General features: G+C 32.5%; 24 protein-coding genes. 18 read left to right on the plus strand and 6 right to left on the minus strand.

The genetic code is table 11. The annotated features are described in order from the left end of the window. Positions 1-79 precede the first annotated feature (79 nt). The 11 genes from C6368_RS01745 (at position 80) to C6368_RS01795 (ending at position 10,680) form a co-directional block, all read left to right on the plus strand. Positions 80-721, plus strand: a complete 642-nt coding sequence (locus C6368_RS01745) for a fimbrial protein (RefSeq protein ID WP_107037459.1) — start codon at positions 80-82, stop codon at positions 719-721. 273 nt (positions 722-994) lie between these two features. Continuing rightward, positions 995-2,041 carry a hypothetical protein gene (locus C6368_RS01750; protein ID WP_107037460.1) on the plus strand — a complete coding sequence of 349 codons (1,047 nt, stop codon included), beginning with the start codon at positions 995-997 and terminating at the stop codon, positions 2,039-2,041. Beyond that, positions 2,004-4,226 (plus strand): hypothetical protein, encoded by a 2,223-nt coding sequence (locus tag C6368_RS01755; RefSeq protein ID WP_159038375.1) that lies wholly within the window; start codon positions 2,004-2,006, stop codon positions 4,224-4,226. The genes C6368_RS01750 and C6368_RS01755 overlap by 38 nt, the downstream gene beginning before the upstream one ends. 151 nt (positions 4,227-4,377) lie before the next feature. Continuing rightward, the gene (locus tag C6368_RS01760; protein ID WP_234369066.1) at positions 4,378-4,734 is read left to right on the plus strand and encodes a hypothetical protein; all 357 of its coding nucleotides are present in this window, start codon (positions 4,378-4,380) and stop codon (positions 4,732-4,734) included. Positions 4,735-4,832: 98 nt separating this feature from the next. Beyond that, positions 4,833-5,324 (plus strand): hypothetical protein, encoded by a 492-nt coding sequence (locus C6368_RS01765; RefSeq protein ID WP_107037463.1) that lies wholly within the window; start codon positions 4,833-4,835, stop codon positions 5,322-5,324. A 70-nt stretch (positions 5,325-5,394) separates the two neighbouring features. Beyond that, positions 5,395-6,663, plus strand: coding sequence for a DNA cytosine methyltransferase (gene dcm, locus C6368_RS01770; protein ID WP_107037464.1), 1,269 nt, complete (start codon positions 5,395-5,397; stop codon positions 6,661-6,663). Then, positions 6,660-7,739, plus strand: coding sequence for an HpaII family restriction endonuclease (locus tag C6368_RS01775; RefSeq protein ID WP_107037465.1), 1,080 nt, complete (start codon positions 6,660-6,662; stop codon positions 7,737-7,739). Before dcm ends, C6368_RS01775 begins: the two co-directional genes overlap by 4 nt. 84 nt (positions 7,740-7,823) lie before the next feature. After that, positions 7,824-8,336 (plus strand): hypothetical protein, encoded by a 513-nt coding sequence (locus C6368_RS01780; RefSeq protein ID WP_107037466.1) that lies wholly within the window; start codon positions 7,824-7,826, stop codon positions 8,334-8,336. A gap of 327 nt (positions 8,337-8,663) precedes the next feature. Continuing rightward, the gene (locus C6368_RS01785) at positions 8,664-9,023 is read left to right on the plus strand and encodes a hypothetical protein (protein WP_107037467.1); all 360 of its coding nucleotides are present in this window, start codon (positions 8,664-8,666) and stop codon (positions 9,021-9,023) included. Positions 9,024-9,140: 117 nt separating this feature from the next. Continuing rightward, the gene (locus C6368_RS01790) at positions 9,141-9,422 is read left to right on the plus strand and encodes a hypothetical protein (RefSeq protein WP_107037468.1); all 282 of its coding nucleotides are present in this window, start codon (positions 9,141-9,143) and stop codon (positions 9,420-9,422) included. Between the two features lie 349 nt (positions 9,423-9,771). Continuing rightward, positions 9,772-10,680 carry a hypothetical protein gene (locus C6368_RS01795; protein WP_159038376.1) on the plus strand — a complete coding sequence of 303 codons (909 nt, stop codon included), beginning with the start codon at positions 9,772-9,774 and terminating at the stop codon, positions 10,678-10,680. Between the two features lie 97 nt (positions 10,681-10,777). Here C6368_RS01795 and C6368_RS01800 read toward each other — a convergent pair whose 3' ends face one another. The 4 genes from C6368_RS01800 to C6368_RS01815 form a co-directional block, all read right to left on the minus strand. Beyond that, positions 10,778-11,962: an ABC transporter permease gene (locus C6368_RS01800; RefSeq protein WP_107037470.1), complete on the minus strand. Its 1,185-nt coding sequence runs from the start codon at positions 11,960-11,962 to the stop codon at positions 10,778-10,780. A gap of 7 nt (positions 11,963-11,969) precedes the next feature. Then, positions 11,970-12,929 carry an HlyD family secretion protein gene (locus C6368_RS01805; RefSeq protein WP_107037471.1) on the minus strand — a complete coding sequence of 320 codons (960 nt, stop codon included), beginning with the start codon at positions 12,927-12,929 and terminating at the stop codon, positions 11,970-11,972. A 22-nt stretch (positions 12,930-12,951) separates the two neighbouring features. Next, entirely contained in the window at positions 12,952-14,325 is a 1,374-nt protein-coding gene (locus tag C6368_RS01810) for a TolC family protein (RefSeq protein ID WP_107037472.1), read from the minus strand. A gap of 188 nt (positions 14,326-14,513) precedes the next feature. Further along, a complete protein-coding gene (locus tag C6368_RS01815) occupies positions 14,514-15,071 on the minus strand; it encodes a Crp/Fnr family transcriptional regulator (RefSeq protein WP_107037473.1) in 558 nt (185 codons plus the stop codon). A 267-nt stretch (positions 15,072-15,338) separates the two neighbouring features. Here C6368_RS01815 and C6368_RS01820 point away from each other — a divergent pair, with 267 nt between their 5' ends. Together C6368_RS01820 and C6368_RS01825 are read left to right on the plus strand one after the other, a co-directional pair. Next, on the plus strand, positions 15,339-16,478 hold the full coding sequence (locus C6368_RS01820) for a T9SS type A sorting domain-containing protein (protein ID WP_107037474.1): 1,140 nt from the start codon (positions 15,339-15,341) through the stop codon (positions 16,476-16,478). Between the two features lie 46 nt (positions 16,479-16,524). Beyond that, entirely contained in the window at positions 16,525-17,031 is a 507-nt protein-coding gene (locus C6368_RS01825; protein WP_107037475.1) for a cupin domain-containing protein, read from the plus strand. On the opposite strand, the gene C6368_RS01830 is transcribed toward C6368_RS01825, so the two are convergent. Next, a complete protein-coding gene (locus tag C6368_RS01830; protein ID WP_107037476.1) occupies positions 17,009-17,668 on the minus strand; it encodes a 1-acyl-sn-glycerol-3-phosphate acyltransferase in 660 nt (219 codons plus the stop codon). The two genes, C6368_RS01825 and C6368_RS01830, sit on opposite strands and share 23 nt — an antisense overlap. Positions 17,669-17,792: 124 nt before the next feature. Here C6368_RS01830 and C6368_RS01835 point away from each other — a divergent pair, with 124 nt between their 5' ends. The 5 genes from C6368_RS01835 to C6368_RS01855 all read left to right on the plus strand — a co-directional run bounded on the left by C6368_RS01835 (position 17,793) and on the right by C6368_RS01855 (position 23,571). After that, on the plus strand, positions 17,793-19,832 hold the full coding sequence (locus C6368_RS01835) for a BatA domain-containing protein (RefSeq protein WP_107037477.1): 2,040 nt from the start codon (positions 17,793-17,795) through the stop codon (positions 19,830-19,832). 1 nt (position 19,833) lies between these two features. Further along, on the plus strand, positions 19,834-21,096 hold the full coding sequence (locus C6368_RS01840; RefSeq protein ID WP_107037478.1) for a dihydroorotase: 1,263 nt from the start codon (positions 19,834-19,836) through the stop codon (positions 21,094-21,096). 5 nt (positions 21,097-21,101) lie between these two features. Further along, positions 21,102-21,668 (plus strand): class I SAM-dependent methyltransferase, encoded by a 567-nt coding sequence (locus tag C6368_RS01845; protein ID WP_107037479.1) that lies wholly within the window; start codon positions 21,102-21,104, stop codon positions 21,666-21,668. Between the two features lie 225 nt (positions 21,669-21,893). Beyond that, positions 21,894-22,703, plus strand: a complete 810-nt coding sequence (locus C6368_RS01850; RefSeq protein WP_159038377.1) for a universal stress protein — start codon at positions 21,894-21,896, stop codon at positions 22,701-22,703. A gap of 37 nt (positions 22,704-22,740) precedes the next feature. After that, positions 22,741-23,571 carry a CvfB family protein gene (locus C6368_RS01855; RefSeq protein ID WP_107037481.1) on the plus strand — a complete coding sequence of 277 codons (831 nt, stop codon included), beginning with the start codon at positions 22,741-22,743 and terminating at the stop codon, positions 23,569-23,571. A 297-nt stretch (positions 23,572-23,868) separates the two neighbouring features. On the opposite strand, the gene C6368_RS01860 is transcribed toward C6368_RS01855, so the two are convergent. After that, a complete protein-coding gene (locus C6368_RS01860; RefSeq protein ID WP_107037482.1) occupies positions 23,869-25,083 on the minus strand; it encodes a tetratricopeptide repeat protein in 1,215 nt (404 codons plus the stop codon). Between the last annotated feature and the right edge of the window lie 20 nt (positions 25,084-25,103).

Raw genomic sequence — 25,103 nt, forward strand, 5'->3', positions numbered from 1 at the left:
CAGTACCCAATTCATATCTTTAAATAAACTTTTTAAAACGTGGAAATATTTCCCAAAACAAATACAAAAAAATATAAAAATGAATTCATTAAAACTAATTGCCACAGCCCTATTTATTACAATTTTATCTTCTCAAGCCTACTCTCAACTAAGTTTGGGTGGACAGGTTTCTTACCTAAATTTATTTGGAGGAACAGGTCTAAAAAGCTTTGGTGTCGGGGTAAAAGGAGATTATGCTATAGACGACAAAACAGTGCTTTCAGGTGGATTAAACTTTTATTTGCCTTCAACGTTAACAGAAGGAGCATATGCAAATGCTTTCAGCAACCAAACAAGTCCTAGTCAAATAGTGATTGATACTGAAAATAAAATTTCATTCATTCATTTATATTTTGGCGGAAAAAGATATTTCGTTGGTGACTACGAAGATGATTTTGGATTCTATGGATTGGCTGAAATAGGTATCCTACTTGCACCTACAAAAACTACTCTTGAGGAATTTGATGAATCAAAATACTACTCAACTGTAGAAGAAGGAAGAGAAACCTTATCCAACTTCACTATAAATTTTGGTGCTGGAGTTGAAAAAGAAATCGATTTTGGATATATCTTCTTAGATTTGAAATTAAATCTACCTGCAAATCAAGCGAACGGTCAAACAGTGGCTGTGGAAATTCCATTTTCAGCTAGTATCAATGCTGGTGTGAGAATTCCACTATAACATTCTTATTCAATTACTCAAGAAAACCAAGGCTTCGAGTCTTGGTTTTTTTTGCTTCAAATTCTTATCGATTCATAGAATCAAACCTTTAATACCAAAATCAGCTTTTCCTCAAATTTCATTTATGAAATTTCCCCACCCATCGCACGGAATTTTTGCAAAGCGTCCACTCCAATTCAATCGCTTTATCACTTGCGAAAAAGAAAAAAAATATTTCAAATTCTTCCTTTTCATTTAAAAATCCCCTTACCTTTAAAATCATAAATTATTCTCTTGAAAACATCATTAAAATACCTATCAATATTCGTTGTTGCAATTATTACTGCAAGCTGCTCTAAGAAAACTGAAGTTACTCGAGGTTTCTATGCTTGGCAATCTCATTACGATGTTGATGAAGTAAAAAATCAAAAATTATTTCAATCTTTTGCAGGTGAACGTCTTTATTTAAAGATGTTTGAAGTCACTTATGATGAAAAGTCTGGTGCTATTCCTGTTTCTAAAACGAACACGAAATTACACAACGAATTTATGTCTAACGCTGAATTGGTACCTTGTGTATTTATTGAAAATGAGGTGTTGAGTAAATTAAGTTCTATTCAACTCAATGAGTTGGCAGATAATATTATTTTCCTGGTTAATAAATATGTTGATAATGAAGTGTTTCAATATTCAGCAAAGAATAATACTTATACAGAAATTCAATTGGATTGCGATTGGTCAAAAGCCAATCAAAACAGCTATTTCGAATTGATTAAGCTCATAAAGGAAAAATCTCAAAAGACTGTCTCATGTACAATGCGCTTGTATCCTTACAAATACAGAGATGAAATGGGAACACCGCCTGTCGACCGAATCATGTTGCTGTGCTATAATTTATTGAATCCAACGAAAAACACAGATAAAAACAGTATACTAGAAATCGAAGAATTAAAGAAATACATTGATTTTGACACGCCATATCCTGTTCCTGTGGATGTCGCGCTTCCAGCCTACTCTTCTGGATATCGCTTCGATCAACAACGTTTTGCAGGAATTTTTCATGCTGTTCCCGAAAATTTCGAGGAAATTGCTGTTGCCACAAAGGATAACTTGCATTTCATCGTAAAAGAAGACACTTCAATTAATCATAAATATTTCCGGAAAGGAGAAAAAATCAAGATTGAACGAATAAGCGAATCCGTTTTGTTAGAAGCCGCAGAGTTAATCTCAAATCATATTAATCAGTCCGAAATGAATGTGGTAATTTACCATTTGGACCATGAAGAAATATATCAATACAAACATGAAATACTGGATAGCGTCTTTTCTATTTTTAACTAGTTTCTCTATTTCATTTGCCTGCGGACCTTGGTATCCTTATGGCGAAGAAACACGTTTCTCATTACTCTATCCAGGGTGGTTTGACAATGGAGGACTTTCTGAATTTTACTATTCTGCAGACTATATTGCGGAGGTTTATGAGTTCTCTGCTGAGAATGATAAGAATGTTTTAGACTGGTGCGAAACGACGGACAATAATGTAAGTAAAGAATCTGTTTTTCATGTACTTTACGGCATGAGTATTAAAGAAATACATGAAGCTAAAAACGAACCATTTATCAATGCGTTAAAATACAATGGGAAGGAAGCCTATATCGATTATCTTGTATTTGCGAAAACATATTCTCACCTCAATGATGTCACAAATGACTATTGGGAAAGAGATGAAACCTACCATGACTCATTAAGAAATGTTGCAGTAGAATTAGCCATTCAAAAAGCCGAATCCACAACGGATGAAATACTCAAAAGAAGATATGCTTTTCTTGCTTTGAGGTTCCAATTTTATAGCGGAAATGAAGCTGAAGTTGTTGAATTGTATCAGCACTATTTTTATGGAAAATCGGAATTAGCAATCGATCGTTGGGCGGAATATCACCGTTTACATTATGAAAATAACTCGGTAGAAAGAAATTTCCGTGTTGCTCAATTGTTTGCTTCTGTTCATTCAAAACGACGTGGACTTTGGAATTTATTTAATAAAAACGTTCCTAAATCTCAAATCCTCGAATTGGCCAAAACAAATCAAGAAAAAGCCAATATTCACGCGATGTACATGTTAAGAGAAAGAGGGAAATCACTGGAGAACATCAAAACGATTTATCAATTAGATCCCAAAAATGAACTCTTACCTTTCTTTGTGATTCGTGAAGTGAATAAATTGGAAAACTGGGTTTTAGGTCCTGAAATTACCGCGTATGAACCTGTAATTCGTTCGCATGAAGTTAACGAAGAAATTGCATCTGGCATAATGAAAGAACGCATCGTTGAAGATCGTTTGTATGCAAAAAAGTTGCTGAATTGGATTACAAATGATGCCATGGAACTTAATGCTGACGTAAAATCTGCAAGTATCGCAATATTGTCACTTGTGGTGAATCAGCCAAAAATTGGATTGGAACATCTAGAAAGTCAAACCTTCTCCTCTCCTGAACTCTCAAATTGGAAAAAGAATATTTCAATTTTGTTGAATGTCAAGAATTCGAAAAATCCAAAATTGGAAGATTTCGAAATTGATACTTTGTTGATCACTGATTATCGTTTTAAAAATGCATTGATTTTTGCCATCGGAAGAACATTAGAGTTTAGCGGAAATATCACCGAATCGATGTTGCTCTTCAGTCATATCAATCACAACAACAAATATTACAATTCATTTACTTGGTCAGAATCGAATGGCTTGGCAGCCTACAATGTTGACTTTTACTATGATGGTTTCGATTATTTCGACGCCAATTATTCTGCTGCTGAAATTGAAAAAGGCTGGAATAAAATTGAAAAGCAGGGAAATTCTTTCTTAACAGAACCAATTTTGAATGACAAATTGAACTGGTTAGACCTGATAGGAACAAAGTATTTACGAGAAGAAAATCTAAAGAAATCAATTGCCATTTGGGAGGAAATTCCAGTTGAATATTGGTCATCGGAAGCACGTAACTACGATGATTATTTACAAGCCAATCCATTTTATGCCGACTTCTACTCTAGTCACGAGAAAACAAAAGGCGACACGATTTCATATACGAAACTAGAAATCGCCCAAGAATTACAAAAGCGAATCAAACAAAGCAAAAAGTTGAAAGGAAATGCAAGAGCGAAAGTTTTGTTCGAAATAGCGAATTGCTACTACAACATGACGCAATACGGAAATTCCTGGATGATGAAACGTTACTATTGGTCAATACACAATTACAACACCATTTACGCCGACAACGTTGATTTCAACACTTGTGTAAACGCCAAAAAATACTACATGCTCGCAAAACAAGCCACGCAATCAAGCGACTTTCAAGCCCTTTGCCTCCGCATGGCCGGAAAATGTGAATCTTTGAGCGCTCGTTTTAACAAAAACTATTACGAAAACAATAAATATTACAATCAGCTGAAAAAGGAATTCCCTAATGATCAGGAAGAATTGTTGACGAATTGCTTTTCTTTTGAGAGGTATTGGGAGTCTTTAAAATAAATTGATAATTCAGGGAAAGAATTAATTGTATATTTAGGATATATAGAAAACAATAAAAATGGAATTCAAATTTCAAAATGAGTTGATTTAATAAAATTTAACTTTGAAAACAACAATATTGACATCCATTAATAAACCCAAAATCAGTTAAATGACAAAAAGAATTTTACTGATTACCATAACATTTATGAGTATGTTGAATCTATTCGGACAAGGAAAAAAAGGTAAACCTGAATTTAAATTTAGTGATGCAGAAAATAAAGCTGTTTTCACTTGCAATCATGTCCTAGATGAGAAAAATCCCATTTTATATGCTATTCATGACAGTGACGGAGATTGGCAATTCTTATGTGGACTGAATGAACATACAGAAGGAAATGCAAAGATTATTTCTTTAAAAAACGCAGTAGAATTAGACAACTCTCTAAACGATTTGTTTGAAATGCCATTAGGAGTTGGAGCGGTACGCAATCGAGTTGGCGAAAAATGGAAACCGTTTAAATTGTAAATAAAATACACGTACCTGAAAAACCTAAGAAAAGATGGACAGAAACCCACTTCTAAATCCCTATGCTTCTTAGTTAGGTCATAATAAAGGCAATATCGATGATAACAAAAACCTACATTTGGAAACTTCCTATTTTCTTACTTTTTTGGTGTATAAATTATGCGTGTTCAGTTGAATCCAATCCCGCTATACCTGATTCTTCTAATAATCTAGTTAAATTAAATAAACTTATTAACCTAGAGACCTACCCTCCATCAAAGGCAAAATGGACTTTTAGCAAAATGGGAAATCAGTCTGAATCAAGGACGCCAGGACCGAATGATTACAAATTGCAAGCAGTTCTCGAATTTGATTATGATGTCATCAAAAAATTAAAGGAAAATTACAAGTATCTTTCTACTACCATAAGTGAATTACATAAAGATCAATTTAGATTTAAATGGTTAGACAAAAAAAACTTGAAGAAGCTTAATAACAAAAACAACCTTTTCTATTATCATCCCTATTTCTTCGAGAAAGGATCTTTCAGGCATGGTGGATATGTAATAATAGATGATTATACCGTTTTACTGAGCCTGGTTACAATGTAAACAGATAACTAAAACAATAAAGAAACTAAATCTTAATAATTAGTATCTTGCAGGGAAAATTGATTTAAAAATGAAGTTGAAAGAAAAAATATCGTTAGAAGAAGTTCGTGATCAATCATTTAATGATAAATTGAGGGAATCTTCCGAATACGGTAAAGCAGTATTTACTCATTATTTACATAACTATAAAAACGGATTTTCAAAAATTTATAAAAAGGAAGCGGTTTCACACGTAAAAATTGCATTAGAGTATAAATATCCTGAAGAAAACTTCTCTTCAGAAGTTGCTGAAGAAGCTTTACAATATATGCTTTTCGATTTTAAAGAAGATATTCCATTCCCCAAACCAAAAAAGCCAAAGTTTAAATTTATTGACCTTTTTGCAGGTATTGGCGGTTTTCGGTTAGCACTGCAAAATCTACAAGGAAAGTGTGTTTATACCAGTGAATGGGATAAATATTCAAAGAAAACTTACGAAGCTAATTTTGGAGAAATTCCATTTGGAGATATCACTAAGCCAGAGACAAAAAACTTTATTCCAGATAACTTTGATGTACTATGCGCAGGATTTCCATGTCAAGCTTTTTCGATAGCAGGAAGACGTGGCGGATTTGAGGATACAAGAGGAACGTTGTTTTTCGATGTAGCAGAAATAATAAAGAAAAAACAACCAAAAGCTATTTTCCTCGAAAATGTCAAAGGACTTCGAAGTCACGACAAAGGAAAGACTTTAGCTACTATTTTAAATGTGCTAAGGGAAGACTTAAACTATTTTGTTCCTGAACCGCAGGTTATAAATGCAAAGGAGTTCGGTGTTCCTCAAAACAGAGAAAGAATTTTTATTGTTGGCTTTAGGAAAGATTTAGGGATTTCTGATTTTGCATATCCTAAACCGACAAATAAAAAAGCTGTCTTAGAAGACATTTTAGAGAAGAATGAAGTTTCTGTAAAATACTATTTATCGACAACTTATGTACAAACTTTAAAAGACCACAGGTCAAGACACGAAAGTAAAGGCAATGGTTTCGGTTATGAAATCATTCCAAATGATGGAACTGCAAATGCGGTAGTTTGTGGAGGAATGGGTCGAGAAAGAAATTTAGTCCTGGATGATAGATTAACGAACTTTGTTCCCATAACCCACATTAAAGGTACAGTCAATCGAGAAGGAATAAGAAAAATGACACCACGAGAATGGGCAAGGCTTCAAGGTTTTCCTGATGAATTCAAAATTGTAGTTTCAGACGCGCAAGCGTATAAACAATTCGGAAATTCAGTAGCAGTTCCAGCAATTCAAGCAACAGCAAAAAAAATCATAGAAAAACTTAACATCATATGATTACAGGAAATAAAGGAGAATGGAGCGAGATATATGCTTTATTTAAATTATTAGGAGATAAACAGTTATTTCTTGGTAACAAAGACATAGAAAGATTAGAAGGTATAGTATATCCCATTATTAAAATACTTCGCACTGAGAATAATGGAAATTTTGAATACTCAATTCAAGATGAAATAATTTTAATTTCAGGAAATGAATTAGTATTAAAAATTCCAATTTCAGATTTTAAGAGTAAGGCAATTTTTCTTCTTAATGCGATTAAAGAAAATAAAGAAAGAACGTTTTCTATTCCTGAAATAGAGGAATTCATGCAATCTATTAATTGTATTTCTCTAAAAGCAGGTTCGTCAGCAAAAACGGATATTACAATTGTGGTCCACGACCAAAGAACAAATCAACAACCAACTCTTGGATTTAGTATAAAATCTCAACTTGGAAGTCCTTCCACTCTCCTTAATGCAGGTAAGACAACAAACTTCATTTTTAAAATTGTTGGAACGGACTTAACTAAAAATGACATTGATCAAATCAATAAGATTGATTCCAGAAGCAAGATAATGGATAGAATCGTGCAAATAAAAAACAAAGGAGGAGAGTTTGTTTTTGTGAAAACCGAAAGGCAAATATTCTCAAATAATCTTGTTTTAATAGATAGTTTACTTCCAGAGATTTTATCTCAAATAGTTTTTGATTTTTATTCAAGTGAATATTCACACTTGACAGATCTAGTCCACAAAACAGCTATCAAAAATCCATTGAACTTTGATATCGAAAATGAACACAAGTTTTATGAATACAAAATTAAAAGATTCTTAACTGATGTTGCACTTGGAATGATGCCTTCAAAAGTTTGGACAGGACAATATGACGCAACGGGAGGATATTTAATCGTAAAAGAAAATGGGGATGTATTATGCTATCATATTTACAACAGAAATGAATTTGATGATTACTTGTTAAACAATACAAAACTTGATACGGCAAGTTCATCCCGACACGGTTTTGGGGAAATTTATGAAGCAAACGGAGATTTATACTTTAATCTGAATTTGCAAATTAGATTTACTAAATAAAGAAGAGATAAATAATTATATATTCTAATCATTTTTATTTCGAAAATGAAAGACTATTGGTAATCACACCCCCAAAAACCCAAAATGAGAAAATACATCCTCCTCCTTCTAATCATTGGAATTCCATTATTGGCATTCAACAGAAAACATCTTTTTGTTTATGATAGTGATGAGTTAATTATGGATATTCAGCTATTAGGATTGGCGCTTGTATTGCTTTCTCTTATTTTATCTCTGATTCCAAAGCTTCGCAAACCAATATTTTTAAGGGTTTTATTAATAATCTCAATTTCAATAGTCTCAACAGAACTAATTCTATCCTACAGATCATTACAAGTATTCAATAGAATTAGTTTTACAAATAACTATAATGACCACAATTGCGATAAACTTTTGGAACGGTTTGAATATGATAAAACTCAAAATAAATTCGCTTATTTTGAAGCTGGAATAGGAATTGATTCAGAAGGAATTAAACGTGAATTTAAGGAGAAATACAATGTCGACGTTGTTGCTATTGGTTTAGGCTGTTCCGGAGATAGTGAAAATCATTGTTACAATATGGCTTTAATGGATTATTTAGAATCAAAGAAATAATTACGAGAACAAACACGCCCTTGCGCCGGATGAGCTTTAAAAATAAAAGGTAAAACGACAAAAATGAAACTACTCGATTGGTTTAAATTAGCTATAAATCTGTTTATAGGTTTTCTGACTCTTTTGCTTCAGAATTTTATACCTTTTGATAACGAAATTTCCTTGGTTTTTCTAATCACCTTACCCATTACCATAGTTTTATCATTTCTTTCTTCAATTATCTACATTATTCTAAGGAATAAAAAATCAAAAAATATGGTCTTGTTGATTACCATAATTATAAACTCATTCATCTCATTCGCGATGTATCCTTATGCTTAATATCGAATGAAAACTTTCAATTTTAAGAAATACAAATCTTGGACTATATATTTAATTGTACTTCCCGTTATTCTTATCCTAACTATTGGAGTTGAATATTTATTGAATGTCAAAGAAACTTTGAACGGTAGTTTCAAATATGAATTTATGTTTGGTGCAGATTCTATTCCAATTCCATGGTTCATGAAAACGAAGGATTTATACATCAAATATTGTTTACTGTATGGCTCATCCCTAATTCTTATTGTGATTGGATATTTATTGGCTATTTTTAAAAGAAATAAAATTATTCAAATTGTAACTGGGATTATTGTTGTTCTAATTTTAATCTTCGAACAAAACGTGTATTTTATTTCACTACCGTGATTGATACACATGTTAAAATCACAATCATATGAATTGCTTACTCTGTAATGATTAGTTTATTGAACAATAAAATAGAATTCATTACCTTGCAACCTTGAATAACCCAAAATCTACTCCATGGAAATAAAATTCGCAAATAATAATTCCTTCACTTTTGAAGAAGTCATAGAAGCAAAAAACAATGGCGGATCATTTGTCACTTATCAATGGATTATTCCTCTACCTCTATTTTATCCTGTGCGTAGGTTGTCGAAAGTTTACTTTATTCCAAAAGGTGGAAACCAAGCCAAGTATGCGAAAAAATTCAATATAATTTCATTAATTTCTTTTGGGGCTGCCCTTTTCAATTCTTTAATTAAAATAACTCCATTTATAAAGCGAATACAAAGAATTGAATAGGTCGGGTCATTCGCTGTATCTTTTTGTTACCGCGAGTTTTCAACGCGTGATAATAAAAAGGTTGCCGCTGCTACCCCTCAGCCGAAATCATACGTTAAAGTGAGCATTTTTCCTCAAATTCCATTTATGAAATTACCCTAAGCATGCTAAGGACGCTTTGCTGAGATATGGATGGTTTGCAAACCAATTGTACGGACGGTTTGCAAACCGTCCTCAGCAAACCTACTTATCCTTGCAACGACTTTCTCACATTTATAATAAGAAGAAAAATATACTTGAGTTTATAGTTTATTTTTCACAATATTTGAAACACCCCTTCGTTTTCTAAGAAATTACTAAAACATAAAAAATGAAATCTAAAATTGTTCTGCCTGCCTTTGCAATCATGTCTTTATCTTTTCTAACAATAGGACAAGAGAAATTAGAAACTCCTATAAAAAGAATTACCGTTCATGATATTTATATTTCAACTGGAACAATCAATAACCGAGTAGCCAGAGGGACTTATGATGATTTTAAAGCCTTAGCTCCTCAATCTGATTTATTAAATCAAGGTGAATTTAACTTCTCGCAATCTGGTGGATATAGTTACAACGGCAATTCTACAATCGCTATTATGTTAGGCTTAAAATTCAGCGATAAAGAAAAATCTAACTATAAATTAAACCCTGTTTTACGTTTAGGGTTTAATTATTCCAATGGAACTAATCTATCAACTGGAGGTTATAAGGAAACACGTGAACCTTTCGATACTTTGATATCTTCTCAAACAGGTCAAGCTACCTATATTGATTCAGTTTTTACTGAAAATTATGGGGCAAATTATTCAACTGATCAATTAAGTATTGTGGGTTCTTTGATTTTCAGTACAGATCCTGAAGCGAGATGGTCTTTGTACTCAGGAATTGGTATTGCTGCTGGAATATCCCTAAATTCGAATACTCACATTTATTACAGTACGGATAGATATCAAGAAACTTTATTTGACAATTCAAATGGTTCAGGATATGGAAATTCATATGGTAGTTCAACAGAAACGGAACATGAAACAATCACCAACAAAACATCTTTTGGAGGTATGGCCTACATTCCACTAGGAATTGATTTTAGAATAGCAAACAGAAGTGAATTTTGGAAACGTGTTCATGTTTTTTATGAAATTAAACCTGGTCTAGGATTTACCTCAATTCCAGAATTAAACACTATTGTTAACACCAATTTCCAACAAGGATTCGGACTGAGGGTAACTTTCGATTAAATGAAATATAAAAGTAGAATCTAACTTTTCTCACGATCCGTTAGATTCTACTCTTTACAAGGAAAAATTTATTTGAATTATTAAAACTTATTCCCCATTATCCTTCTGATGTTAATATTTTCGCTTTTGATTTTTTCTTGAATAGATAGATCTTTAGTTGTAATAAACCGACCATTGAAACAAACGCAACAACAGAAATTAAAATAAGCATATTTACCTCTGTGCTAATGGATGACATATCTCCACCGTAAAAAGCAACTTTTCTAAATCCTGCCAAGAATTGTGTCAACGGAATATATTGTGCAACATTTGATATTGCAGTAGGGATTGCCATGGTAGGCCAAGTAAATCCACTCAAAACAAAGGCTGGCGTAGAAATCACCATGAGTAATTCTGTCGCTTTCAATTGACTTGGAATTGCGATTGAGAACAACATACCTATATACATTGATGCAATTGTTAACAATGAAGCTAAAATGATCATCGGAGTATTAAAAATCGAAGCATCTACACTAAAAAATGGTAAAAACATACTTACGCCAATCCACATAATTGGGAGCATCAATAGAAATGGAGTTGATTTAAGTAAAATATGATATAAAGCGTTATTGCTTTTACCTACTAATTTCCCAAAATATCCATCTTCAAAATCACGTGAAAACACCAAGGCCATTCCCAGAAAAATAATTTGTTGCATTATTCCAGCCAATAATCCAGGCAGCATGAATGTGACGTAGTTTCCCGTAGAATTATATAATTTATTGAAGTTGATTTTAAAACTTTCATATGAGGAAACCGCTTGCTCAGGATGCATTCCTTGTTTTTTTAATCCTTCAATCTCTATTCCTGCATTCAAGGTCATTAAAACAGATTGAATATTTTTACTTGCTGTATTTGCATTTAAAATATTCGCCATATTTAAATCAACGCGCACCTCTGGATGTTTTTTCTGTAACAATTTTGCTTCAAAATCATTAGGTAAAGTAATCACCGCCGCATATTGTTTTACGGGCATTTCTTCGATGATGTTTCCTGCTGTATATCGAATATCTTCCACAAACAATCCTTCATTGTCTTGAAAGGCATCAATTATTTTATCAGACATAGGACTTCTGTCCTGATCAACAATAACAATCGGCAAATCAACTACTTTAGCTTGTTGATAAACATATCCAAATAAAAAACCATAAAGTACAGGTGCTCCGAAAAAAATCGCCATTAAAACACCGTTTGAAAATATCCGTTTAAACTCAATTCGGATCAACGCTAAAAATTTCTTCATGATATTACTATTTAATTAAAACTGTACTGTTCAAGTAAAATGACTGATTATTTACTTTGCCTATAGGAACAATTTTCAGTTCATAAATTGATTCATCCAATTCATACAATGGCGATGTACTTGTGATATTCGCATATTGAGGGAGTTGCTTAATAGCTATTATTTTTGCTTGGTAATCTTCCTTGGTATATGGGTTTGTTAAGGTTAACTCTTGATTCACTTTAAACTCATAAATCTTCGATTCAGGAATTGTAAAACGAAAATAAATACTATTCGTTTTGTATCCGTTAAACAATGTATATCCAGGCGTAAGTAGCTCTCCTTCATCTAAACTAATCGTCTCAATCGACATATCAGTTGGCGCAATTAAATACTTTTCACTCGATGCAACAGTAACCTCTTCTTTCGCTCCCAAAGCTCTGTCTAATTGACCTTTCGCTTGACTAATTTGCTCAAAACGTGTACCTTTTGTTACCTCTTGTTTTTTCGCTTCTACGGCATGTACCTGTGCTTTAGCCATGGTTAATTTCATTTTCACTTCGTCAAATTGTTGCTGACTCACCAAAGAATCCTTATGCATTTTTTCTAAACGATTAAATGATTCTTGCGCAAAGTCTAATTGAGCTTGAGCAGCTTTCAGTTTCTGATCAACTTGGTTCAATTGTTCTGTTGTCGCTCCATTAAACGCCATTTCTAACTGACCTTGTGCCGACATAATCGCACCTTCAACTTGCATCATTTTCGCCATTACTTCTGGCACATCAATAAAAGCCAATGTATCACCTTTCTTTACTTGTTGACCTTCTTCAACATACAGTTTTGAAATTCTTCCAGCTAGTTTTCCACTCAAAGAAATTGTTTCAAATTTTACTTTTCCTCTATTTGATGTTATTTTATCCTCTCCTGAACATGAACTTACACTTAGTAAAACTAGGCTGCTCATGATTAATATTTTAATTGATTTCATTTTTTTTCTTTAATTCTTGTGATTAATAGCTTAATGTACCTTTAGCGTGAAGCAAGGCTGTTATTGCCTGACGTTGATTGAAAACAGCTTCTTGATATTTAAAATTGGTTTTCTCTAACTCTGTTAAAGCGTCCAAAACATCATTGATCGAAACTAAATTACTTTTGTATTGCTCATTCACCATGTTATAGGTCTCTTGAGCTAATTCCACTTCTTTCTCAACTATTCTAACAGATTGAACTTTTGCACCCAAATTCAACTGAGCATTTACAACACTCAATGCAATCATTTCTTCGGCCTCCTTGATTTGCTCCCTATACTTTAAACTTTCAAGCTGCGTTTTCTTTGCTTTTATTCGTGATTGATTCCCATCAAAAACATTCCATTTTATTCCAACTCCGACATACCATTTAGGATCAAGAAGAGACAAATTTTCTTCAAGAAATTCGTAATGACCTTTTAGTGCTACTTTAGGAATAAAATTACTTTTCTGCATTTTGGATTTATAAAGTGTTGCCATCTCTGCTTCTTCTAATGCCTTTACTTCATTTCGTTTTTCGCTTTCTTGAGCCGAATTAATTCCAGCAATTTGAAGTTTAGGAACCATTAGTTTTAACTCCTCTCTCTCCACACCCGTCAATTGATTTAACTGTTCTATTAACAAGGTTTTGTTATTTTGATAATCAATCTTCTTGCCTTCCAATTGTTGTTGTGCTAATTCAATTTTTTTTCTTCCAATCGGCGTTGCTAAACCATTTTCAATTGCTTTTCTAACGAAAAGTTCTTGTTCTTTTAAATACTCTTCAGAGGTCGTTAAAACTTTTTCAGATGCATAAACTAAAGCCAATTGATCGTAAGCTGTTATTATTTGAATTGCGATTTTATCTTTCTCCGCCATTCCCAAATAATTTAAAGAAGAAGCCTTATGTTTACTCGCTTTAATTGCATTTGTAGCTTCCATTCCACTAAACAAAATCCAATCCACATCAACAGAAGATCTCAGTATATTTTTATCTTGTAGATTAGCTGGTTCCCGAAGCTCAATTCCTTCAGGAAGAGCAACATTAAAAGGAACACCCACCGCTTCTTTTATCAAAAGTTTTTGAGTGGCCATCAACAAATCTTGAGTTTCTTGATCGAAAGTTATATCGTCATCTAATCGAGTAAAGCTTCCATTTAAGGTAACTTTTGGAATGAATGTAGATTTTGCCAAACGTTGGTCGAGCACTGCTTGTTCCACATTCATTTCATTAATTTTTACGGTTTGACTCTTGTTCAGTCCCTTACTAATCAAATCTTGGAGATAAGGATCCAATTCTTGAGAAAAGCTAGAAAACGAAACAAGTCCGATAAGCGGAACAACCAACAGGTTTGTTATGATTTTATCTATTTGCATTGTTTTGGTTTTTTAATACAGTGCAAATATCAAGAGATAGAATACCTATTCCTTTGACATAAATCAAAAACCAACAACAACACCTTTTTTAACAGATTTTTTTCTTTTCTGAAAACCTTTATTGAAAATACCTGATTGAGGAATTTAATGAATTAATTTTCATAGAAATCTTGGTATAGGCAGAATTCCTATCTTCTAATTCGACTTAAAGTTTCTTGCGTCATTCCTAAATAAGATGCTATATAACCAAGTGGAACTCGAGTAGAAATATTTGGAAATTCTTCTAACATATACTGATAGCGCTCTTTGGCCGTTTGAAATTGAATCGCATTCAACTTGTGAACCACTTTTGTCAACATTTCTATTGAGACCAATCGACCTAGTTGTTCCATCTGGTGATACTTTGAAAATAAATGATCTAAATTTACCTTTGAGATACTATAAATTACAGATTTTTCTAATGTTTCCAAATAGTACAAGCTAGGGGTTTGTTGAAAAAAACTATCCGCACTTGCCATAAATTTACCACTACCAAAAAACCACTGTGTAACTTCTTTACCATCTTTTTTTAAATAGTAACTTCTGCCCATACCGTTTTCAACAAAATACAAGTTGTGACTTATTTCACCTTCATTGATTAAAATGGTGTTTTTTTCATAAACTTTTTTATCAAAATATGATAAAATATCACTTAATTCATCTGTGTTCAAATTAATTAAGGAATGTAAAAAGTCAGATAAATTCATTTTAAAATAATATATTAGAAATAGAAGAAAATCAGTAGTTTCAAATATAGTTAAATGATAAAGAAAAGTATAAAATATTTCTACTCATACTTACTCCTAAAAAATCATTTTAGCTTTCGTACATTGAAATGAAAATAAGGTATCAACACCTGTAATATTGAAACTTTAAAGTAATGAAATCGAAAAATCGTTAAATTTTAATCATTTAAAGCTATATTTGCATCATTTCCATACTATTAGAAAGAACCTGATTTAAAACCAAGCAAAATGAAAAAAACATTACTCTTACTCGTTTCTCACCTTTTTTTATCTTCTCTATTCGCTCAAACAGCCACTGATTTGATTGATTTAGAAACACCAAAGTTAGATGAATCATCTGGTTTACTTTTTTACAACAACAAAGTTATCACTTTTAATGATAGCGAAGGAGAAGCAGAATTATATGAAATTGACATTAATTCGGGTAACATTTCTAGAACAATAATTATTAATAATGCAATCAATACAGACTGGGAAGACATCGCTCAAGACAATGATTTCATTTATATTGGTGATTTTGGAAATAATACGGGAGATAGAACTGATTTAAAAATCTATAAAATTTCTAAAACTGATTATGATGACGCCAGTAACACAGCTGATGCTGAAATAATTAACTTTTCATACGCCGATCAAACAGATTTCACAATAAATGCAACAACTAATTTTGACGCAGAAGGTTTAATTTCAATTGGAAATAATTTAATCATATTTTCTAAAAATTGGGGAGATAATATGGTCAAAGCTTATTCTATTCCAAAAACTATAGGAACCCATAGTGCAATTTTAGAAAGCACTTATGACGTAAACGGTTTGATTTCTGGTGCAGAGATTTCTTCTGATGAAAAAACAATCTTTCTAACTGGCTACAGCTCCTCTTCTGCACCATTCATGTACACAATTAACAATATTCCAAATGCGAGTTTAGATGTTTTTTCGGGAAATGTTTCGAACAAAATAATAAATATTGTTCCTTTTGGAAATATCATTGAAGGTGTAGCACTTTTTGAAGTTACATCCAGTGAATACAGATTATATTTAACTAATGAAAAATTTATTGCAACAGCTGGTCCAATTACGGTTCCTTTTCCTGCAAAATTATGGTCTATTGAAATTGAAGATGAATCTTTAAGTATTACACAAAACGATTTGAGTTCAATGGTTACTGTTTATCCAAATCCAGTGAATAATCTTATAAAACTAAGTGATAAAGTTGATGCAGTAAAAATCTATAATTCATATGGAAAACTAATAATAATGGATGAATTAACCTCTGAAGTAGCGGTTGATGATCTTGTCAAAGGTGTCTACTTTATTCATTTGAATATTAATAATACAATTGTAATTCAAAAAATAATCAAGAATTAAAAAGAACTAATTTTATTTCACATTATCCTAAATTTATGTAGTTGTTATGAAAAGTAAAGTTGAAAAATTAGTAGAAACACTAAATTTATCACCACATCCAGAAGGTGGATTTTATAGAGAAACCTACAGAAGCTCAGGAAATGTAAGTGAATCTAGTTTAGGTTCTAAATATCAAGGAGAAAGAAGTTACTCAACATGTATATATTTTCTATTGACCTCAGATAATTTTTCTGCTTTTCACAAAATAAAACAGGATGAAATTTGGCACCACTACGATGGCTCACCAATAAAATTGCACATGATTTCTGCACAAGGGGAATATTCCGTTCAGATTATAGGAAAAGATATTGAAAATGGTCAACTGCCTCAATATGTGGTAGAAGGTGGTTGCTGGTTTGGATCTGAAGTACTTAACGAGAATGATTACTCTCTAACGGGTTGTACTGTTTCGCCAGGTTTTAGCTTTGAAGATTTTGAACTTTTTTCACGAAAAGAATTAATTGCACTCTATCCACAATTTGATAAAGAGATTACTCATCTGACCCATTTTTAGAACTTCGCAAGTTTTTCTTCAAATGCCTTAAATCAAATTCTGGATTAGCTCCTTGAATGGTTGAAAAGAACTCAATAATTTTTTCGATATCTAATACCTCATTATCAGATGTATAAATAAGATCTCCAACCAAAACCACCCTGCTCTTATAGTCAAAACCAATCAAAACTATTGGAATATTGGCTGTTTTAGCAATGTGATAAAATCCTGTTTTTAATTTATTCACTCGCTTTCGTGTTCCTTCGGGAGATACGCCAATAATCAATCTATTATTTTCATTATAATACTTTGCTATTTGATCCACAACTCCTAGTTTGGCCTTACGATCGACAGGAATTCCTCCCATATTTTTAAGTATTTTCCCAAATGGACCTTCAAATAATTCTTTCTTCCCCATAAATTTAGCGTCCTTTATTCCCAATTTAGGTCGAGCAGCAAATCCTATCAAAATATCTATCCAACTTGTATGCGGTGCAATTACAAGAATCATTTTGTTGATTTTTGGAGGAATAGAACCAACAATTTTCCAACCGTAAATCTTCCAGTAAATTTTTGATATTAATGTGATCATGAAAATAATATTAGGTGAATAAGTTCCAATTGAATTATGGAACTGAGTGATGCGTAAATATATCATATTTATTTCGCTCAGAAATTAATTAAGGCAAAAGATGATTGCATTTTTATATTAAGAATGATATTCTAAAAATTAATCCACTCAAAACTATTTCTAACGATTGAATTCTATTAATTTTGAAAGGATGAATTTTGTATACCCAAATATACTGTATTTCCTGTTATTGCTAATCATTCCGATTATCATTCACCTATTTAATTTTAGGCGATACAAGAAACTCTATTTCTCAAGTCTACAATTCATTAAAAAGGTTGAAAAAGAGACCAATGCAACTAAAAACTTAAGACATTATCTTATTCTTACCTGCCGAATGTTAGCTTTCACAGCTTTAATTTTCGCATTTGCTCAACCGTATATTCCAACTTCAACCCAAGCTAAATCCTATGAGAATTTGATTCCAATTTATTTGGACAATTCTTTTTCGATGTCTGCTAAAGGAAGTAATGGCAGCTTACTAAATCAAGGGAAAACCACTGTTCAGCAAATTGCAGATGCATATCCAAAAGGTCAGCGATATTTGTTGGTTACAAATGCCCTGAATGGCACTGAACATCGGGTAATTACACGTTCTGAGTTGCAAGACAAACTAGAATATGTGAACCTCTCTCCTATTTCTCGAGCGATTACTAATCCCTTAGAAAGTATGAAGGAATATTTGAATTCCATTTCTTATGATGGAAATTCACATTATTATGTTATTTCCGATTTTCAAAAACGTAACCTTACAGAGACTAGACCGGCTATAGATACTGCTGCAAATTATTCTTTTCTTCAACTTACACCCCAAATTAATCGAAATTTATACATCGATTCTATTTGGTTTGAACAGCCATTCCAGCGTGTGAATACGAACAACACTCTGAATATTCGAGTGCAAAACACAGGAAACGAAAAATTAACCAACGTTGAGTTAAATCTAAACGTTGGCGGGACCAAACGTCAAACCTTAACTGATTTAGAAGCCAATAATAGTACTATTGTGGCTATGAATTATACAGATAAATCTACAGGCATAAAAGAAGGAATTATTGAACTTATGGATGAAAATTTATACTTTGATAATCGTTTTCATTTTACATATAAGGTCGAGGAATCAATAAATATTCTAATTATAAATGATGAAAACAGTACTCCTTTACCAGGAATGGTATACGAAACCGACGATTTTTATGATATTGAAGAAACTTCAGTTGCACAATTAAAAACAAATTTATTAAGTGAAGCAGACTTGATTGTTTTAAACGGATTAAGCAATATTAGCTCCGGAATTCAAACACAATTAAAACAATTAGCGACCAATGGAATTCACGTTTTAATAATTCCTTCTCCAGAATTCAATATGACTTCATATAATAATCTTTTGAGTTCTTTTCAATTACCACTTTTCGGTAAAGCTACATCACAAGAAATACGAATAGGTAAAATTTCATCAGAATTAGATTTCTTCATTGGAATGTTTGACGGAAATGTAGACAATATTCGAATGCCACCATTAACGAACTATATTTCATCCTCGACCTATTCGAATGCTAACTTCAATACTTTGATTCAATACGAAAACGGAATGCCTCTCTTAGTTGAGCAAGCCAAAGGGAAAAATGTCTATGCACTATACTCTCCTGTTGATCCAAATTTCAACAACTTTGGAAAATCTGCATTATTTTCTTCTTTATTGTTAAGAGTTGGTGAAAAAAGTCAAGGTCAATTGCCTTTATCCCTTACCATTGGTTCTTCCAATAACTACCGAATAAAAATGAAAGGTCAAAATGAAAGCGCATTGATTCTAAAACAAAAAGATGCCGAATTTATACCTGAAATCACTAAAAATGTTGGATTTACTTCCATTTCAGTACGTAATTCAATAGACAATCAATCCATTAATGATGGTGTTTATTCAATATTAAATGATGGAAAAACACTTGGAAAATTAGCATTAAATTATAATCGTTATGAGTCTGACATGAGTTATGCCTCTGAAAATGAAATTACAAATTACTTTAAAAGCATAAATGTCAGTAAACTCAATACCGCAGGAATTTCAGCCCTATCGGATATTCAACAATTAACCCTGAAAAAACCCAATGAATTTTGGAGAATTCTCTTAATTTTGGCACTTACGTTTTTTCTTTTAGAAATGTTAATACTCATCTTTTGGAAAGTATAAAATGAAAATCTTACTCAAACAAGCAACAATATTAGATAGCGAATCTGCGTTTTTTAATCAAAAAGTGGACATCTTAATTACAGATGGAAAGATTTCTAAAATAGAAGAAAATATTCTTGATGATGGCGCTCAAGAAATAACCAGCAAGGAACTTTATGTATCTCAAAGTTGGGTTGATTTAAAAGCTGACTTTTGTGACCCAGGATTTGAATACAACGAAGATATACAAACGGGTCTAGCAGCTGCGTGCGATGGTGGATTTGGACATGTTTTTATCGTTCCTACAACTTCTCCAATCGTAGACAGTAAAGGTCAGGTGAATTATCTGAAAGCTGAAAGCTCAAACCACATTACAGACTTGTATCCAATGGGTGCTATTTCTAAAGAAGCACAAGGTGAAAGTCTATCCGAAATGTACGATATGTATAAAGTTGGGGTCCGTTTATTTACAGACAATACTCACTTTATTTCTGCCGGAATATTATTTAGAGCTTTACTTTATGTAAAAAACTTCGGTGGTAAAATTATCTCTTTTCCTCAAAATGAATCTTTGAGTCATGGCGGACAAGTGAATGAAGGGATAGCATCTTTAAAAACTGGTTTAAAGGCCATTCCTGCGATTGGAGAACAAATACAAGTGCAGAGAGATTTAAGTTTATTAGAATATACAGAAGGTGAATTACATTTTTCTGGAATTTCATCAGAAGCATCCTTAAATTTAATTCGAGAAGCTAAAGAAAAAGGAGCTAAAGTAACTTGTGATGTGCATGTACATCAATTAATTTTCAATGAATTAGACACTTTAAATTATGATACCAATCATAAAGTTTTTCCTCCATATAGAAAGGAGAATGATAGATTGGCACTTTGGGAAGGATTAAAAGATGGTACCGTTGACTGTATTGTTTCAAATCACCAACCTAAAACTGTTGAGGAAAAAGATATAGAATTTGATAATGCAGGGTTTGGAAGTATAACCTTACAGAGTTTTTACGCTTCGTTAGTTGAAAAAAATGTAGTAAATCAAGCAACTTTTATTGATAAAATCTCGGTTCAACCACGTAAAATCGCTAAATTTGAGAATGACACAAGTTTAAACGAAGGTAATTCTGCTGATATAACTATTTTTGATCCTACAATTGATTGGGAATATGGTGTGGATACAAACCTTTCGAAAAGTAAAAATTCCCCATTTTTTGGACAAAAGTTAAAAGGAAAGGCTTTGGGAATTATTAAAAATAACAAACTCACTTTAAATATTTAGATCACTTGGACAATAAGAAAGATAATTTCCTAAAAGAATTCTTTAAAGAACGTAAAACAGTTGGAGCAATTCGTCCTAGCTCTAAATCTTTGGGAAATAAAATGTTGAAAAACGTTGATTTCAAAACTTCCAACGTCATCGTAGAATTTGGTCCTGGAACAGGTGTTTTTACTCGTCGAATCATCGAAAAAATGAATCCTAGCGCCAACTTATATGTTTTTGAATTACACGAACCTTTCTATAAAAAACTGAAAAAGGAATTTGAAAATGATAAAAGAGTACAAGTAATTTATGACAGTGCTGCAAATTTGAGAAAATACCTCGATGCCGATCATAAGAAGTTTGCTGATGTCATTATTTCATCTTTACCATTGACCAACTTTGATCAGATGTTAACAATGAGAATCTTGAAATCTGCAGAAATTGCATTGAAACCAGAAGGAAAGTATATCCAATTTCAATATTCTTTAAATGCGCGTAAATTGTTGATTAAAATATTCAACTCAATTTCAATTCAATTCACAGCTAACAACCTTCCACCCGCTTTTGTATATACATGCAAAAAAAAATAAGTCCAATTGCTCAGACTTATTTTAGAGATCCCATCAGTAGTAATGTTTAAAATCTACAACATAGACGTTGGCAGTTTAAACTAAGTTGCTTCGAAAGTGAAAAAATATTAAGTATTTTTAACATAAGTAATAATCCCCTATTTTACAGAGAGATATCAATAAATTTTATTGATTCAAATTTTCTAATTTTTTCTTACCTTTGAATAACACTAAAAATTTATGTCCATGAGTGCTAACTTATATATTGTTCCCCATGATTTTACAAGCGTTGGAGATGCAGCGCTTGAATATGCTATTTTTTTGGCTAAGCCAAGAAATACTTCGATTACCCTATTACATATTATTAGTAGTCAAAAAGAAGAGAAATCAGCTTATGAGAAACTTAACAAAGTGATCGCTGAACTACAATTAGGTTCTGATGATATACATATTGAAGCAAAAGTTGTCGAAGGAAGTATATTCGAGGATATAGCAAAAATAGCAGCTGACGCAACTGCTCGTCTAATTATAATGGGAACACATGGTGCAAAAGGAATGCAGAAATTATTTGGTTCCTATGCAATGAAAGTTGTAAGTAATTCCTCTGTTCCTTTTTTAGTTGTTCAAGACGGTGTTGAACATAAATCATTAAAGAATATTGTGGTTCCAATCACTACATCAAAAGAAAGTTTACAAATTATTCATCTTGCCGGTGAAATCGCATTGACTTTTGATAGTAAAATTCATGTTATAGCGGAACATCAAACCGATCAACGACTAGCGCAGCAATTAAAAGTCAGAATTTCCTTGGTTAAAAATCAATTTGAAGAAAGAGGAATCGATTCTGATATTCATATTTTGAAAGATAAAAAAGCATTTCATTCAGTAGTTATCGAATTTGCTCAGAAAAATAACTGCGATATGATTGCAGTTTCACACCATTCTGATAGCTTGTTTGCTCAATTCGAAAAATATACCCAAAGCTTAATTACAAACGAAGAAAACTTTCCTTGTTTAATTGTTAATGCGAAGTTACTCTCGAAACTGTATTACTAAAAAAGTTAAGTTAACTTTGCAGGAGTAAATATTGATTATGGTTTATATAGGAGAATACGCAGATTTAAGAATTGACCGTTTCACAAGTGTTGGAGCGTTTTTGGAAGATGACCAGGGTTTCGAGGTTTTATTACCGAACAAATACCTAACGGACGACATGGAGGAAAACCAAACGGTAAAAGTTTATATCTATAATGACTCTGAAGATCGTCCTGTAGCCACAACTGAAACTCCAAAAATTGAACTTAATGATTTTGCTTTTCTTAAGGTAAAGGCCGTAAGTAATTTTGGAGCCTTCTTAGATTGGGGATTAGAAAAAGACCTATTGGTTCCTTTTAAGGAACAAACAGCCAAAATGGTAGAAGATGGAGTATATTTAATTAGACTTTATCGTGATGACCAAACAAATCGTTTGGTTGGATCTGCAAGAATAAATCGATATTTGGAAGATGAAGTTACCGACCTAGAACAAGGTGACGAAGTAGATTTATTTGTAGCCGAAATTTCTGACTTAGGAAGAAAAGTTATCGTTAATGAAAAATACAGTGGTCTTATTTTTAAAGATCGCCTCGTTCGTCCGTTAAGAAATGGTGAAAGAACTAAAGGTTACGTTGAATTTGTACGTGAAGATGGTAAAATTGATATTTCTCTCGTTCCAATTGGATTAGAGAAATTTGATGAATTTTCAGAACAACTTTTGGAATATCTTAAAGCTCACGATGGTGTTAGCCATGTAACGGATAAATCTAGTCCTGACCTTATCAGAGATGTGCTAGGGATGAGCAAAAAGTCATTCAAAAAAGCAGTCGGAAATCTATACAAAAACAAGAAAATTAAATTAACCGATAAAACAATCGAGTTGATTTAAGTTAGAAAATATCAATCATGCAATTCGAATAAAACAAAAGAGACACACGGCCGTGTGTCTCTTTTGTTTTATTCGTGTGTTTCCTCTGATTTACACCTGTGTCACTTCTAATTTACACCTGTGTTTCCTCTGTTTTATACATGTGGCTCTTCTGTTTTATACGCTATTAGGCCAAGAGAAAAGTGTTTCGCTCAACTAACTTTTGGTGTTTTGGGTCAAACATAGTTGGAAACCATCTACAAAACAAAAGAGGTTGCCACTTTCGCGACAACCTCTCAATAATGATAAATCTAATTATTATTCTCCTGCATCAATCGCATCAGCACGCTTCTTATACTCTAACGCTTTGTCAGTATTTCCAGCATTTCTGTGCACTTGAAACAATACATTCAAAACACCAGAGTTATTAGGATCTTGTTTAATGTAAATTTCTAAAGGTTCAATCGCTTTTTTATACATCTCTTGACTTCTTTTACTTACATCATCATAATCAGGATTGTTGAAATCCATTTGACTAGCTGTAGTCTTCAATTTTTCTCCTCTTCCTAAGTATAATACTCCAAGATTATATGCCGCTTCAGCATATTCAGAATCAATTTTAATTGCACGTTTAAGATTAGTTTCTGCCTTTGTATACAACTCCTCTACCTCTTCAGATTTTTGTTGATATCCCTCTTGCGTGATTTCCATTTTAGAAAAATCAGCATAAGCTTTATCTGCTGCTGTCAAATATATAGAACCCATATTAGAAAACAATATTTTATTTTCTGGTGAAGATTTAGCTGCGGCATCAAAGTATGCTTCTGCTTTTACCAAATCACCATTATCAAGAGCAATGTTTACACCCGAAATTGCCAAATCAGCACTTTCTGGGAATAACTCAAGAGCACCAGAAATGAAATTTAAAGCCTTCTCTGATTCTCCAGATTTACTCAAGGTATCGATATAGTTTCTTCCAGCAATAATTGCATTTGTTTTCATTGCTTCTTGCTCCTCTTCAATGTTTGCAATTTGCTTCATTTGATAAGCTCCAGCAAAACCAGCAAAAGCCAATTCATAATTCTTTTGCTTAAACATCATCTCACCTATCGTTACCGCTTGAGCAATCTTACGGTTGAAGAATACATCAACATCTTGCTTATAGCGTTTTTTAGATTCGGTGTGCTTAATAGAATTTGCAATCACATCCTTAATTGAATCACTTCTATATAACATCAAATCCTCATGATTTGTTTTACCCGATAATTCTACTAAACTGTAATTAATTACAGCATTGTAGTAATTTGCCTTCGGATCAGTCTTAGTTGACTCATCCTTCATCGCAGGATCAATATATCTTTTTGCTTGTAGCAAATAGGTTTTCGCGTTCTTTAAATCATCTTTTGCAATTGCAGGTTCGTATTTTTGAAACTCAAGTGCAGCAGAAACAACATTGCTGTTTTGTGAAAACCCTTGCGCACCAACAAAAAAAGTTGCGCAAATGATTCCTAAATTAACTTTATTCAATTTCATTCTGATTAATTTTTATTGTT

It is taken from the genome of Brumimicrobium mesophilum, assembly GCF_003025005.1.
Classification (GTDB): Bacteria; Bacteroidota; Bacteroidia; order Flavobacteriales_D; family Crocinitomicaceae; genus Brumimicrobium; species Brumimicrobium mesophilum.

What these genes read in the sequence shown, in the direction of transcription:
- C6368_RS01840 (WP_107037478.1), top strand. Translation starts at nt 19,834, where the DNA reads ATGAAAATCTTACTCAAACAAGCAACAATATTAGATAGCGAATCTGCG.
- C6368_RS01850 (WP_159038377.1), top strand. Translation starts at nt 21,894, where the DNA reads ATGAGTGCTAACTTATATATTGTTCCCCATGATTTTACAAGCGTTGGA.
- C6368_RS01790 (WP_107037468.1), top strand. Translation starts at nt 9,141, where the DNA reads ATGGAAATAAAATTCGCAAATAATAATTCCTTCACTTTTGAAGAAGTC.
- C6368_RS01795 (WP_159038376.1), top strand. Translation starts at nt 9,772, where the DNA reads ATGAAATCTAAAATTGTTCTGCCTGCCTTTGCAATCATGTCTTTATCT.
- C6368_RS01815 (WP_107037473.1), bottom strand. Translation starts at nt 15,071, where the DNA reads ATGAATTTATCTGACTTTTTACATTCCTTAATTAATTTGAACACAGAT.
- dcm (WP_107037464.1), top strand. Translation starts at nt 5,395, where the DNA reads ATGAAGTTGAAAGAAAAAATATCGTTAGAAGAAGTTCGTGATCAATCA.
- C6368_RS01860 (WP_107037482.1), bottom strand. Translation starts at nt 25,083, where the DNA reads ATGAAATTGAATAAAGTTAATTTAGGAATCATTTGCGCAACTTTTTTT.
- C6368_RS01810 (WP_107037472.1), bottom strand. Translation starts at nt 14,325, where the DNA reads ATGCAAATAGATAAAATCATAACAAACCTGTTGGTTGTTCCGCTTATC.
- C6368_RS01835 (WP_107037477.1), top strand. Translation starts at nt 17,793, where the DNA reads ATGAATTTTGTATACCCAAATATACTGTATTTCCTGTTATTGCTAATC.
- C6368_RS01785 (WP_107037467.1), top strand. Translation starts at nt 8,664, where the DNA reads ATGAAAACTTTCAATTTTAAGAAATACAAATCTTGGACTATATATTTA.
- C6368_RS01800 (WP_107037470.1), bottom strand. Translation starts at nt 11,962, where the DNA reads ATGAAGAAATTTTTAGCGTTGATCCGAATTGAGTTTAAACGGATATTT.
- C6368_RS01760 (WP_234369066.1), top strand. Translation starts at nt 4,378, where the DNA reads ATGACAAAAAGAATTTTACTGATTACCATAACATTTATGAGTATGTTG.
- C6368_RS01820 (WP_107037474.1), top strand. Translation starts at nt 15,339, where the DNA reads ATGAAAAAAACATTACTCTTACTCGTTTCTCACCTTTTTTTATCTTCT.
- C6368_RS01825 (WP_107037475.1), top strand. Translation starts at nt 16,525, where the DNA reads ATGAAAAGTAAAGTTGAAAAATTAGTAGAAACACTAAATTTATCACCA.
- C6368_RS01830 (WP_107037476.1), bottom strand. Translation starts at nt 17,668, where the DNA reads ATGATATATTTACGCATCACTCAGTTCCATAATTCAATTGGAACTTAT.
- C6368_RS01755 (WP_159038375.1), top strand. Translation starts at nt 2,004, where the DNA reads ATGAAATACTGGATAGCGTCTTTTCTATTTTTAACTAGTTTCTCTATT.
- C6368_RS01780 (WP_107037466.1), top strand. Translation starts at nt 7,824, where the DNA reads ATGAGAAAATACATCCTCCTCCTTCTAATCATTGGAATTCCATTATTG.
- C6368_RS01775 (WP_107037465.1), top strand. Translation starts at nt 6,660, where the DNA reads ATGATTACAGGAAATAAAGGAGAATGGAGCGAGATATATGCTTTATTT.
- C6368_RS01805 (WP_107037471.1), bottom strand. Translation starts at nt 12,929, where the DNA reads ATGAAATCAATTAAAATATTAATCATGAGCAGCCTAGTTTTACTAAGT.
- C6368_RS01745 (WP_107037459.1), top strand. Translation starts at nt 80, where the DNA reads ATGAATTCATTAAAACTAATTGCCACAGCCCTATTTATTACAATTTTA.
- C6368_RS01765 (WP_107037463.1), top strand. Translation starts at nt 4,833, where the DNA reads ATGATAACAAAAACCTACATTTGGAAACTTCCTATTTTCTTACTTTTT.
- C6368_RS01855 (WP_107037481.1), top strand. Translation starts at nt 22,741, where the DNA reads ATGGTTTATATAGGAGAATACGCAGATTTAAGAATTGACCGTTTCACA.